Raw genomic sequence first — 13,600 nt, forward strand, 5'->3', positions numbered from 1 at the left:
AATAAATGTTTATTAAATATGTTTTTACATCTTCAATTTCTTCAAGTGTTGAAAATGACAAATCCAATGCCAGCACTGTTTATTTATCGCTACAAAAATTGGATGATTATTTGAATGGTAAGGGGAATCCTTTCGAAAACAATGTTTTTAATATTGAAATGGCTAGATTTTTTACCAATATAAGTAATGTTGAAAATGTTATTTTCGAGCTTTTAGAGATAGACCCTAAAATAGAATACTCTGGTTTCTTTAACAATTTAATGAATTTCATAACACTTATTCCTGAAAAAATTGAAGTTGAAATTATTGAACCTGATTTTAATGAAAGTTCTTTAAGTTCAAAAATAGAATGCTCTATATTTAGTAACGTTTCAAAAATGGCATCGTTGAATAAAAGTTTGACACGATTAATTAAAAATAATTATCAGATAAAGCCCGTGCCGACAACTATCTTTGGTAGTTGCTGTTCCAGGGATATTTTTAGTGCTTTTCATAAATACAATAAAACATCAAATTTTAAAATAAATATGCTAACGATGAATGTTTCATTTTCTACATTGTTTGGTGACCCTTTGAAATATGATGAAGAAAATCTTAATGTTGAAAATGATAATACAAAAAACGCAATTATTGGTGATTTAACAAAATCAATTCCAAATGCAGTTATTCAGTCTTTAAATTCAGATTCTATAGTTATATTAGACTTTATGGATGAAAGGTTTGATATTGTTGAATGTGAAAGGTGTAAGTTCACGAAATCATGGAGTATTATGAATACAAAGCTATACAAGAATTTTAAAAACACGTCTACAATTTCATTTGATGATGAAAGAAAAATTCTTGATTCAATAAATAATGCCAAAAGATTAATTAGTTTATTAATTAATTACATTCCAATGAAAAATATCATAATAAATGAATCAAAAATGGCTGAGTGTTTTTTTAAAGATGACGGGTTCGAGTATTTTGATAATGATAAATATAATATATCTAAATACAATGACATGCACAATGCTATTGTTGCAGAGTTAAAAAAAGATTTCTCGGGGATCACATTTCTAGATTCCCCTATATACCTTAACTTTGGTGATACTCATCATCAATGGGGTACGCATCCATATCACTATAATGAAGGACATTATTTATGTAAAGTGAAAAAAATTCTATTAAATAGTATTGGATAAATAATTTCAAACGATCATAGTCAAAAAAATAATTATTTTATCAGCGATTGTTAGTTTTGTTATATCCGTGAGCAATGAAGATGCTTGGTTTTGCATCAGGGTGGGATCATGAAAGTTGCGATGATAATCACAACTTTCATCTTGGTTTTACCTTGTTGATTTAACTAAAATTTAATCGTCAAATAATCAGATATATTAGAATAGGACGTCTGGTGAACATTTAAAGTCTTCTTGAACATATTTCAATTATTCCTGAACTACGTCAACAAGGTAAAATCAGACATAAATTAACGGATATTTTGTTTCTTACCTCATGCGCTATTATTGTTGGTGCTGATGAATGGCAGGAGATTGAGTATTTCGGTCATGAATGGCTAAATAAATATGCTTATTTTGAAAATGATATCCCTGTTCATGGCACAATTGCTCGTGTGGTGAGCAATATAGACAGCTCAGCCTTTGAAAAATGTTCATAGACTGGATGAGAGTAGGCCATGAGATCACTGATGGCGACGTTATTGCAATCGATGGGAAGATAATAAGAGAAAAGTAAACAGAAAGGTGCAATCCATATGGTAAGTGCTTTTTCTACGGAATATGGTGTTGTATTAGGTCAGGTGAAAATTGAATTAAAAGTAATGAGATTGCTGCGATCCTGGAGTTGTTTAACTTACTGGATTTAAAGAAATCTTTAGTAATCATTGATGCAATGGGATGCCAGAAAAGTATTGCTGAGAAGATACAAAAACAAGGCGGAGATTACTTATTCGCTGTAAAAGAAAATCAGGGTCGGATTAATAAAACGTTTGAGAAAAAATTTCCGCCTATTCATTTCATTTTCCACTTCCTTCTTCCCATGTTATTTCCCATTATCAATATCAAAAATAATATTTTTGTTTGGGAACTTTGTCAAAAAAACTATGACTGTGTGGATTTTTATGCTACTGCTATGGCTTCATAGAGTTTTATAATTAATTTATACTTAAAATACTTCAAGGTGCTGAGTGCAGTCGTTTAGTTTGTTGATTTTGAATGACTTTCATCGAAATGTCCTCGTATCTTTAAACTTATTAAATATATAGAAATGCGGTAATTAAAATTGTGTGGTTACCTATTTCTGATATGCCTACTTTAGTAACGGAGGCTGGGGTATTAGTGCTGAGAAGAAACTCCCCACTAAATTTTTATTGAGTTATATCCATTATCTCACAATATATGGAAGTAAGGAGTTTATCTGTTCTATTGGAATCGTCAAAATAAGTAATGCACATCACCAAATGTATGTGATGCATAAATTATGGCTGTAATAATATTTGTCCTGAGTATGAATTTATAGAATTAAAGTATCTTGTTCAGTATGTTTTATATTGTAATGCAACCAAGTAAAAGTATAAATTAGTTGCATCTATAGCTGGCGGTTATTCAGTGATAAGCACCGAATCTCAGTGGATAAAATTTCAAACATGGAGTGCTTGAAGAAGTATTAATGATTTTATTTTTACTGTTTTTATCATTATTGCAAGAACCATTTCTTCTCCATTATTCCACTCAGAGAATTTACCTGATGTTGATTTATTTTAGGTGTTTTTTTCCATAAAAAACTACATTAATCTGTGTGTTTACACGTAAATACATACTGAATTTCTTAAAAAGCTGAGCATCAGGTTTAAAGTGTGTGTTCCAGTACTGGTTAAGATGCCCTTGGTAAGTTAATCCTTTAATATCGTACAGAGCTTGTCCCATTACTTTAAGTGGCTTGTTGTGAATAAGTGCAGATATCCCTGCAGTGCTATTGATAGTGATGACGGCTTTTGAGTGGCGGAGCATGCTCGGCATTGGCAGATCATGCACATAAATCACCCTATTACTTACACCATATAGTTTGCTTAATTTTTTAATTAACGGTGCATACAGGCGATGCCCACGATCCATCGGATGGTGTTTGAACACCAAAAAATCTGCAGGTGAAGCTTTTTTCGCAAATGAGTACATAACATCATTAATATAATTACGCACATCCTTATATGGGCTGTGGTTGCGAATTTGGCTGTCGTTGTATACCTGCAGGATGGCCAGAAAATAGCGTTTATCTAACGTGGTTTTCAGCAACGTCATCACATGCCGTTCTTTGTAACGATACCACTGTTTTCGCCAGCCGGCACGGATCCAACATTTGGCTTCATACCAGGGGGAAAAAACTTTATGGTGTCTGTATTGAGGAAATTGGGTCCTATAGATCCAACTGACCAGGTAATACCATATGGCATGCCAGATACGCAGGTTAGTTGAAGGTCTTAAACTATGAACCTCTAGCTCTGGTTGTGGGGGTAAATTGCGATAAAAATCTGGCTCTCTGGGAATTGAGGAATAAGCATTAACACCACCCTTTTCGAGCGTAATGAAGTGTGGTCGTAAGTACCCCTCTTCAAAGGCCAGAAATCGTACACCTTTGGCCTGTGCCCAGCGTTTTGCAGCCTGATGCAATTGACGGCAATCGCCAAAGCATAGAATGGTATCAAAAGGTGCTTCCTGCCAGGTCTCTTTTAACCAATGTGGAAACTCCCTCGGTGTTTGCGTGTACGTCAGGTACTGCCGTTTCCGACAGTAAAAACGATCGCCAGCATTAAAAACCACATTTGTGGCTTTACGACCCTGCGACTCTAACCATTCCGCCATATCATTGAAAAAAGGTCCCATTGGTCCTTGTAGTAGCAAGTAATTCTTGCCAGAGAGAAGTGTATTGAGTGTATTGCTGTTCATAGAGATCCTTCTCGTTATCTGTTTTTCATAGCGTTAAATAGCATCTGCAATTTTCGACTTTGCCGTTGCAGATACTGGCTTGCTCCACGATGGTGGAGACTTAAGTTCTGGCGTTTCTGAGCCTGCAGCCAATCCATGGCCATTTCAGGTGTGATGCACTGTTTCAGCTTCGGGTGAATGTAGGTGGGGTAGCTAATCAGCGTTTGGTACAGTAAATCGTTGAGGGAGATACAGTTCTGTCGACGTTCACAGGTGTGTTCATCTGTGGTTAATCCCCAGCCAGCATAGAAGGGAATGCCGTAGCAAAAGACTTTTTTGCCGTGTATGAGCGCTTCAAACCCTGATAGCGACGTCATGGTGTGTACTTCATCAACCTGCTGAATGCAATCGATAATATCGGCATCAAGTGCCACGCAATCAGCCAGTTGTTGCATATCTTTCCCCGCTATATGCCCAGGGCGATTGCCCACCAGAACGTCCGGATGAGGCTTATAGATGATGAAAGCATCGGGGTAACGCGTACGAACGGTATGCAATAATGCCAAATTCGTGTTGGTGGATCGTGTTCCGTGAGCGATGGAGGCATCGTCTTCAACCTGACCGGTAACCAGTAATTTCCGTTTCCCCGCAGTCGTGCATGGAATTGCCCATTGCTCACCAAGGTTATATTTGCTGAGCCTGGTGGTGATCAGCTTTTGCCGCAGCGCTTCGGCTCGTTGCTGCTGTTCTGTTGTCAGGTGTGAATTGTTGAGTAAATTTTCCAGGTCGCTTTGTCGCGTGGCGTCGTAATAAATACCTGTTTTGTCTAGTACCAGAGAGAGCGGCGGCTGTAGATCTGAACCCAAACCGGAAGATCGTATGAAACCATCTTCCATTCGCCAGACGGGCATTTCGCGCCGTGATGCCGCCACATGCCAGCGTTGCTCTCCTTTGATCCCCCAAACCACGCAGATGCTGGCCCCCCGTCCACGGCGTGAGAAATTGACATGGTTTGTAGGTGTAGCCAGGAAAGGTTTTACTATGCTGCTTTTCCACAGCGTCATACCCGGAGCCCAGAGATTTCCGTGGCGGGTTAGAAGGTTTTTGCGTTGTAAATGGAGATATTCCAGTACACTGAATAGCGTACCAGGGTTGCCTGTATAAGGGTCAATATAACGACTATATTGCAGCCAGGCAGCGGCGACCAGAGCGGTTAGTGGGGCGCTTCCCCGGCGTGAGGCAAGGTTACCTGCTAAGGGATGCCTATCATCAGTCAGGCCCCATCCTGCGTACCATGGCAAGCCGAAACAAATCACCTTTTTACCTGCCATCAGTGCTTCAATACCATATTGCGACGTTACGGTATAAACGGTAGAGGCTTGTCGTAGCAGCGATTGTGGGCTGAAATTGTCAGTTATGATTCGAATACGCGGATCCTGGGCCAGGTTGTCAAAATATCCCTTCTTCTTCCCTGTCAAAACATCAGGATGGGTTTTAATCCAAATTTCACCTTCAGGGCATTCCCGTTTGGCACAGGACAGCATCTCATCAAATTGCCTCTGACTGGCACCGCCCAGCGTGACGGAAATATCCCCGTAGGTTTGATCAATGACCAGCGTCACGTCGGTATGGTGCATTTCAGTGAACGGGAGGGCATGGTTATATTTTGAGAGATCGTTCTCAACCATGAAGGCCATCGCGCGCAGAGCATCGCGTTGTAAATGTGGCTCTTTGGCTTCTTGCTGAATGAGCAGTTCCAGGCGGCTTGTGCGGCTGGCATCGTAGTAAATGCTTAAATCATCAACGACCATGCCCAAAGGAGGCGTTCCATTGATGCCCAATCCTAACGAACGGGTAAAACCATCTTCCAATCGCAGTATTGGCAGCCCGGACTTTTTAGCTTGTTCTATTGGGCGCTGAGAGGAGGCTCGTTCTCCCCATACGACGATCGCGTCGACTGCGTTTGGGGCAGAAAGAGGCGAGAGTTTACGACACGCTTCACCTAAAAAACTCTGAAGATGCGGGATCTCCCAGATACCTGAAGAGTAGATGCCTATCATCCTGAACGACTTCCATATCGGTGTGTTTTTTTGGTGGCGGAATTTCTCCGCCACCTCCTTTGTGTTACAGGTCCAGAATAACTTTTGCCGCTACAGCCAACTGATAAAGAATGGTGGAAATACCGCGTGTGACTTCCAGATTTTTGGTTTCATACTTCGGCAGTACCATGATCTCATCGCCTGGCAGAACGTCGTCTACATCGTCGGCATCTACCGCCGAACCATCCTGGTGAATAACGATGATTTTCGACTGTCCGGATTTTTGCGTCAGACCGCCGCACTTCTCAATGTAATCATCCACATCCAATTTCTCGTTCCAGGAGATAGCGTTGGGAAAAAGAACTGAACCATGGATCATGACTAATGAGGTTTTCTCCGGGATCGTAATAATGTCGCCATCTTCCAGGATGACGCTGTCAAGATTACTTTCGTTAAGGACAACCTGACCTTTAGGCACCACGTTACGTGCTTTTGCTACGAAACGGCTGACGAGTTGGGCTTCCTGCACACGCAGTCTGGCTTCTTCCTGTGTAGCGGATTGAGAGGACAAAGAAGCCTCTTCCAGTTTTTGCAAAGAGGTATCCAGCATCTCTTTCTGGCGGGCCGCTACTGAGTGGCGGTAAAGCTGAATATTACTGAGTTGCGACATGCTGTTTGGTTTAATCTGCGCCAGCACCTGCTTCATTGTGGAGCCATAAGGCAACACAACGGCATGTTCACCGGAGTGAGCGCCTTCAATGCGAATCTGAATGGTGCCAGCGTAGCGGTCTGAGCTGATGATAAGTTTGTCGCCATCCTGCAGGATTTTGCCTGGTGAACTGCTAAGCGGGTAATATTCTGTTCGCTTCATTGCTCCCTGCTGGCGGATAATGGTGAAGTGTGTTGCTCCCGGTTTGGGACGCGACCATGCCAGTGCTTCTGAAACGGGAATGGTGCTGTTGTGGAACTCGAAGTCGTAGCTGTTGTATACGTCACCTTCTACGCTAAAGGTGTACTGTCGAGGACCAACGATAATGGTATCCCCATCGGAAAACTGAGAAAGACTCAGTGAACCATTGAGCAGAAAATCATACAGATTGACGCGCGCACGTACTCTCTTCCCGCGTTTTACCGTGATGTCCACGTAGCTCCCTCGGTCGCTATCTACTCCGCCCGCTTTATTCAGGTAAGAGAGCAGTGAGTCGGAAGCGACGCCCCCATAAAGCCCGGGATTTCTGACGTATCCTGTGACAAACACCTTTACCGGCTGTGCCTGAAGAAGCGAAGCATAGACGTTGACGTTCGACTGATAGACTTCTTTCACTTTGGCCGTCACCAGGCTATTTAACTGGCTGTTATTGATACCGTTAACGTTCAGCGGGCCAATGTTAGGGACAAAGATGTTTCCTTTCGGATCGACGGCAAGGGCACCGTCAAAATTAAATGCCCCCCACAATCTAATCTGAATGGTATCGCCAAGTCCGATGATGTAGTTGGGATTAAAGCCAATACTGGTACCGCTATCAGTCGTGCCGCCGGTAAACAGCTGCGCACCGAACATTCGGCTTAATACCGGCGCAGGCGTGGGCATCGGTGTGTTATCAAAGCCGCTGCTGTCTGTGGTCTGCGTTTTGGTTCCAAGCAGTTGAGGGAGTGCAGCTGCTCCTGTTAGCTGCTGATCCGCAGTAATACCGACTGCCAAAACCTGGCTGGATAGGAAGATGCTCAATATAAGAATCGATTTAACTAATTTCATAATAGACTCTGTTATTTATATCGGTGGCGGATATCATTCTTTGTGATCTTCAATAATGGCGATCAATAATTTGGTTGTACCAAAAAGCAGGCAACACACGACTAACCAGCTCGCTAAGAGATAGGGAATGTTTGGAAAACGAGATTCTTGCGGTAATTGTGGTGAACTAATTATGGAGAGCGTTTTTAGTTTGCGGACACTTTCCATTCTGGTTTTTTCGATGGCGCTCAACGCTAATGCGTATAAATCCATATCAAATTTCACCGTGGTTTTGAGCGCCTCAAAATCTGCAGCCATGCTGTTAAGTTTTTTGCCATTCGGCGCAGTAATTTTGTTTTGCTCAACCTCAATCTGAGCTTGTAATGACTTAATGGCATTTTGGGTACTGACCACCTGGGGAGCATCTTCGCGTAAATAGGTCAACAGATTGCGTAGATCCGCCTCCATCTCTATTTTTTTACTCATTAGTGTATTGACCAGCGTGCTGGCGGCTTCGGCTGAGGCCGTTGGGTCGAGTACATTATTACTGTTTTGATACGCCAGAAGATTGTTCTTGCTGTTGTTCAGGCGATCTTTCGCCTGCTGCAGTTCATCTTCAGCAAACTGCATCTGCTCGCGTATGATTTTGTGCGAGAGCTCATTAATAAAACGCTCTGACTCCTTAAGCAAAGCCTGGTTAAACTGTTGGGCAAACTCAGGCGTGAAACCCTGTGTCTGAATTGACAGCAAACCTGATTTTTCGTCGTAATCAACGTTCAGACGGGAGCGGTAGTATTCAAGATACCATTCTGAAGTGGTATCCAGGGGAAGATGGTAAAGGAAGTCCCACCCACTTTGGCTGAAGGCTTGATGGAAATTGAGCGTCTTATCCAGACTTTGTAGCATATCCGGAGAGTTAATGTACTCTTTCAGATATAGCGAATCCTCCGCAGAAGAGGGGGCCGACGCGCCCAGTAGCAAGCCAACGTTCAGACTGGTGTTGTCGAGTTCATTTGGACGTTTGACAGCAACTTTGGCTTCGCTGACGTAGCGCGGTTGACTAAAAATCGCCAGATAGACTATTAGCAGGCACATCGGGGTCGCGATCATCACTTTCCACAAATGGCGCTGGATATCAATTTGTCGACATTTTTTGAAAACCGAACGGATCAGTCTTTTTTTCCTGACAATAGGGTGACCGGATAAAATGCTTTTCATTTTCATTAGTTATTCGATGATCTTCATTAATTAGATATGTTGATGAAATATTTTTGATGAGTGATATTCATCTAATCCATCGATTACATTTTTTAAATCTATAATTAGGGAGGTGAGTAGTGTGATGAAACATAGCATTCCTTTGTATGTTATCAATTGATTTTTTATGTTTTTGATATCTTGTATATATATAACATATAAATTGGCTTCGTAATTTATAATGTTTTTAATTTTTAGCACAGTTGTTAAAACACCACAACAGCGATTGTCGGGTATTGGTTTTTCTTAGGTGTTATATATTGATGATATTTATATTTTATGCGAGGGATGGGAGGGGGAGTAATAAAATGTTGAATTTTTAATTCTCAAACGAATGATTACATTTTTATTGCAAATTGCATTAAGTATTATTAAAGCGGATGGCAGTGCCATCCGCTTGAACAATATTACTTCGCAATACGCTTGTACTTAATACGCTTCGGCTCCAGCGCATCAGCGCCCAGCGTGCGTTTTTTGTACTCTTCGTATTCGGTAAAGTTACCTTCAAAGAACTCGACTTTACCTTCATCCTGGTAATCCAGAATGTGGGTGGCGATACGGTCAAGGAACCAACGGTCGTGCGAGATAACCATCGCACAGCCTGGGAATTCCAGCAGGGCGTTTTCCAGCGCGCGCAGGGTTTCGATATCCAGGTCGTTTGTCGGTTCATCGAGCAGCAGCATATTACCGCCAACCTGCAGCAGTTTCGCCAGGTGCAGACGACCACGCTCACCGCCGGACAGTTCGCCTACGCGTTTACCCTGATCAACACCTTTAAAGTTGAAGCGGCCTACGTAGGCACGGCTTGGCATTTCGGTGTTGCCGATACGCATAATATCCAGCCCGCCGGAGACTTCTTCCCACACGGTTTTGCTGTTGTCCATGGCATCACGGAACTGGTCAACAGACGCCAGTTTCACGGTTTCACCCAGTTCAATGGTGCCGCTGTCAGGCTGTTCCTGACCGGACATCATGCGGAACAGGGTGGATTTACCTGCACCGTTCGGGCCGATGATACCGACAATTGCCCCTTTTGGTACTGAGAAGCTCAAATCGTCAATCAGTACGCGATCGCCGTAGGATTTACGCAGATTGGTCACTTCAACGACTTTATCGCCCAGACGCGGTCCTGGTGGAATAAACAGTTCGTTGGTTTCGTTACGTTTCTGGTATTCGGTATTGTTGAGTTCTTCAAAGCGTGCCAGACGAGCTTTGCCCTTAGACTGACGGCCTTTCGCACCCTGACGTACCCACTCCAGCTCTTTCTCAATGGATTTACGACGAGCGGCTTCCTGAGAGGCTTCCTGAGCCAGACGCTGATCTTTCTGTTCCAGCCATGAGGAGTAGTTACCTTCCCATGGAATACCTTCACCACGGTCAAGCTCCAGAATCCATCCGGCAACATTATCAAGGAAGTAACGGTCGTGGGTAATCGCCACAACGGTCCCTTCAAAGTCGTGCAGGAAGCGTTCCAGCCACGCGACGGATTCGGCATCCAGGTGGTTCGTCGGTTCGTCGAGCAGCAGCATGTCTGGTTTTTCCAGCAGCAGGCGGCATAGTGCGACGCGGCGACGTTCACCACCGGAGAGCTTCTCAATTTTGGCATCCCAGTCCGGCAGACGCAGGGCATCGGCGGCACGTTCGAGTTGTACATTCAGGTTGTGACCGTCGTGCGCCTGAATAATCTCTTCAAACTTGCCCTGTTGCGCGGCGAGTTTATCGAAATCGGCATCCGGCTCGGCGTACTTCGCATATACTTCATCCAGGCCTTTCAGGGCATTTACCACTTCGGCAACCGCTTCTTCAACGGATTCACGAACAGTGTGTTCCGGGTTCAGCTTCGGTTCCTGTGGCAGGTAACCGATCTTGATACCCGGCTGCGGACGTGCTTCACCCTCGATATCGGTGTCAATGCCGGCCATGATACGCAGCAGGGTAGATTTACCCGCACCGTTCAGACCGAGCACCCCGATTTTGGCGCCTGGGAAGAAGCTCAGAGAGATGTTTTTAAGAATATGACGTTTCGGCGGAACGACTTTGCCGACACGATGCATGGTATAAACGAATTGGGCCACGTTGGACTCGCCTCTCATCTAATTAATGATGAATAGTTATCAAAGGCGAAGTGTAGCCTTTTTCATTGCCCAATCCCAGCCAGCAGATCTCACTCGCAACAAAAGTAAAAAAGTGTCCGTGACGTGGCACATTCTGCAATGTCTGGTTAGCATGAACTAATTAAGCGGCATGATGCTGCACAGACGTAAACGACAAGAGGAAGAGCTTGTGGACAAAGCCAAACAATTTACCTGGCGCCTGCTGGCTGCCAGCGTATGTCTGCTGACGGTCAGTCAAGTGGCGCGAGCCGATTCCCTGGATGAGCAGCGTAATCGCTATGCGCAAATTAAGCAGGCCTGGGATAACCGACAAATGGACGTCGTAGAGCAGATGATGCCCGGCCTGAAGAACTATCCTCTGTACCCCTATCTGGAATATCGCCAGATCACTGACGATTTGATGAATCAGCCCACCATCACCGTAACGAACTTTGTGCGTGCTAACCCGACGCTCCCGCCGGCACGTACTCTGCAATCGCGTTTTGTGAATGAACTGGCGCGTCGGGAAGACTGGCGCGGGCTGCTGGCATTTAGCCCGGATAAGCCCGGCACCACCGAGGCGCAATGTAACTACTACTATGCGAAATGGAGCACCGGACAAACCGAAGAGGCCTGGCAGGGCGCAAAAGAGCTGTGGTTAACCGGTAAAAGCCAGCCGAATGCGTGTGACAAATTATTCGGCGTATGGCGCGCTTCCGGCACTCAGGACCCGCTGGCGTATCTGGAACGTATCCGTCTGGCAATGAAGGCGGGGAATACCGGGCTGGTGACCGCGCTGGCCGGACAGATGCCAGCACAATATCAGACAATTGCGCAGGCAATCATCGCGCTGGCGAACGATCCTAATTCGGTGATGACCTTTGCGCGCACAACCGGTGCAACAGATTTTACGCGCCAGATGGCGGCGGTGGCTTTTGCCAGCGTAGCCCGTCAGGATGCGGAAAATGCACGTTTGATGATCCCTTCACTGGCGCAAGCACAACAGCTTAATGACGATCAAATTCAGGAGCTGCGTGATATCGTTGCCTGGCGCCTGATGGGCAACGACGTCACTGACGAGCAGGCGAAATGGCGCGATGATGCGATTATGCGCTCAAATTCCACTACGCTTGTGGAACGCCGTGTACGCATGGCGCTGGGAACCGGCGATCGTCGCGGCCTGAATACCTGGCTGGCGCGTCTGCCGATGGAAGCAAAAGAAAAAGACGAATGGCGCTACTGGCAGGCGGATCTGCTGCTGGAGCGGGGACGCAATGATGAAGCGAAAGAGATTCTGCATCAGCTCATGCAGCAGCGCGGTTTCTACCCGATGGTGGCCGCGCAAAGGCTGGGAGAAGAGTACGCGCTGAAAGTGGATAAAGCGCCAGCGAATGTTGACTCTGCTCTGACTCAGGGGCCGGAAATGGCGCGAGTTCGTGAACTGATGTACTGGAACCTGGACAATACCGCCCGCAGTGAGTGGGCGAATCTGGTTACCAGTCGCACGAAATCTGAACAGGCACAATTGGCGCGTTATGCGTTTAATAACCACTGGTGGGATCTGAGCGTTCAGGCCACGATCGCTGGTAAGCTTTGGGATCATCTGGAAGAGCGTTTCCCGCTGGCTTACCAGGATCTGTTTACCCGTTATACCCGCGGCAAAGATATTCCGCAGAGTTATGCGATGGCCATTGCACGTCAGGAAAGTGCCTGGAACCCGAAAGTAAAATCGCCGGTAGGTGCCAGTGGGCTGATGCAGATTATGCCGGGCACTGCGACACATACGGTGAAAATGTTCTCGATTCCAGGTTACAGCAGCCCAAATCAGCTGTTGGATCCTGATACCAATATCAACATCGGTACCAGCTATTTGCAGTACGTGTACCAGCAATTTGGCAACAACCGTATCTTTGCTTCTGCGGCGTATAACGCTGGCCCGGGACGCGTTCGTACCTGGCTTGGCAATAGCGCAGGTCGTATTGATGCCGTGGCGTTTGTCGAAAGTATTCCGTTCTCGGAAACACGAGGATATGTGAAGAACGTGCTGGCATACGATGCTTACTACCGTTATTTCCTCGGGGATAAACCGACGTTGATGAGCGACGCAGAATGGCAACGTCGTTACTGATCGCGTTGAGTGTGTTATGCTATCGTACTCGTTAAAGAGTACAAAAGGGGGAAGCAAGCACGCTTCCCCCCGCAACGATGGCGACATTTTATGACCCAGCAATCACCCTATTCAGCAGCGATGGCAGAACAGCGTCACCAGGAGTGGTTACGTTTTGTCGACCTGCTTAAACAGGCTTACGAGCAAGATTTACATCAGTCACTGCTCAATTTGATGTTAACGCCGGATGAGCGCGAAGCGCTGGGAACGCGCGTGCGCATCATTGAAGAGTTGTTGCGTGGTGAGATGAGTCAGCGCGAGCTAAAAAACGAACTCGGGGCCGGGATTGCCACCATTACGCGTGGTTCTAACAGCCTCAAGTCGGCACCCGTTGAGTTGCGCCAGTGGCTGGAGCAGGTGTTGCTCAAAAATGGCTGATTCATCGT

Annotated in this window: 8 protein-coding genes and 1 pseudogene; 4 read left to right on the top strand and 5 right to left on the bottom strand. The window is 45.3% G+C overall.

The genetic code is table 11. The features are described 5' to 3' along the window. The first annotated feature begins 5 nt into the window (after positions 1 to 5). The gene (locus OGX95_RS19770; protein WP_286630680.1) at positions 6 to 1,184 is read left to right on the top strand and encodes a DUF6270 domain-containing protein; all 1,179 of its coding nucleotides are present in this window, start codon (positions 6 to 8) and stop codon (positions 1,182 to 1,184) included. 239 nt (positions 1,185 to 1,423) lie between these two features. Beyond that, positions 1,424 to 2,007: pseudogene (locus tag OGX95_RS19775) on the top strand (ISAs1 family transposase); the annotation flags it as partial. A 749-nt stretch (positions 2,008 to 2,756) separates the two neighbouring features. Here OGX95_RS19775 and OGX95_RS19780 read toward each other — a convergent pair. The 5 genes from OGX95_RS19780 to ettA form a co-directional block, all read right to left on the bottom strand. Continuing rightward, positions 2,757 to 3,944, bottom strand: a complete 1,188-nt coding sequence (locus tag OGX95_RS19780) for a capsule polysaccharide biogenesis protein (protein WP_286630681.1) — start codon at positions 3,942 to 3,944, stop codon at positions 2,757 to 2,759. Between the two features lie 14 nt (positions 3,945 to 3,958). Further along, the gene (locus tag OGX95_RS19785; protein ID WP_286630833.1) at positions 3,959 to 5,983 is read right to left on the bottom strand and encodes a capsule polysaccharide biogenesis protein; all 2,025 of its coding nucleotides are present in this window, start codon (positions 5,981 to 5,983) and stop codon (positions 3,959 to 3,961) included. Between the two features lie 64 nt (positions 5,984 to 6,047). After that, positions 6,048 to 7,718 carry a polysaccharide biosynthesis/export family protein gene (locus tag OGX95_RS19790; RefSeq protein WP_286630682.1) on the bottom strand — a complete coding sequence of 557 codons (1,671 nt, stop codon included), beginning with the start codon at positions 7,716 to 7,718 and terminating at the stop codon, positions 6,048 to 6,050. 33 nt (positions 7,719 to 7,751) lie between these two features. After that, positions 7,752 to 8,807, bottom strand: a complete 1,056-nt coding sequence (locus OGX95_RS19795; RefSeq protein WP_286630834.1) for a capsule biosynthesis protein — start codon at positions 8,805 to 8,807, stop codon at positions 7,752 to 7,754. A 554-nt stretch (positions 8,808 to 9,361) separates the two neighbouring features. Beyond that, the gene (gene ettA / locus OGX95_RS19800) at positions 9,362 to 11,029 is read right to left on the bottom strand and encodes an energy-dependent translational throttle protein EttA (protein WP_202039571.1); all 1,668 of its coding nucleotides are present in this window, start codon (positions 11,027 to 11,029) and stop codon (positions 9,362 to 9,364) included. Positions 11,030 to 11,237: 208 nt separating this feature from the next. Here ettA and sltY point away from each other — a divergent pair, with 208 nt between their 5' ends. Continuing rightward, positions 11,238 to 13,175 (top strand): murein transglycosylase, encoded by a 1,938-nt coding sequence (gene sltY, locus OGX95_RS19805; protein ID WP_286630683.1) that lies wholly within the window; start codon positions 11,238 to 11,240, stop codon positions 13,173 to 13,175. A 90-nt stretch (positions 13,176 to 13,265) separates the two neighbouring features. Next, positions 13,266 to 13,592, top strand: a complete 327-nt coding sequence (trpR, locus tag OGX95_RS19810; protein WP_286630684.1) for a trp operon repressor — start codon at positions 13,266 to 13,268, stop codon at positions 13,590 to 13,592. Positions 13,593 to 13,600: the final 8 nt, after the last annotated feature.

The sequence above is a fragment of the Citrobacter sp. Cu233 genome (assembly GCF_030332225.1).
In the GTDB taxonomy this organism is placed as follows: Bacteria; Pseudomonadota; Gammaproteobacteria; order Enterobacterales; family Enterobacteriaceae; genus Citrobacter.

Excerpts from the sequence above, each read along its gene's own strand:
- trpR (WP_286630684.1), top strand. The coding sequence starts at position 13,266 with ATGACCCAGCAATCACCCTATTCAGCAGCGATGGCAGAACAGCGTCAC.
- OGX95_RS19780 (WP_286630681.1), bottom strand. The coding sequence starts at position 3,944 with ATGAACAGCAATACACTCAATACACTTCTCTCTGGCAAGAATTACTTG.
- OGX95_RS19790 (WP_286630682.1), bottom strand. The coding sequence starts at position 7,718 with ATGAAATTAGTTAAATCGATTCTTATATTGAGCATCTTCCTATCCAGC.
- OGX95_RS19795 (WP_286630834.1), bottom strand. The coding sequence starts at position 8,807 with ATGATCGCGACCCCGATGTGCCTGCTAATAGTCTATCTGGCGATTTTT.
- OGX95_RS19785 (WP_286630833.1), bottom strand. The coding sequence starts at position 5,983 with ATGATAGGCATCTACTCTTCAGGTATCTGGGAGATCCCGCATCTTCAG.
- OGX95_RS19770 (WP_286630680.1), top strand. The coding sequence starts at position 6 with ATGTTTATTAAATATGTTTTTACATCTTCAATTTCTTCAAGTGTTGAA.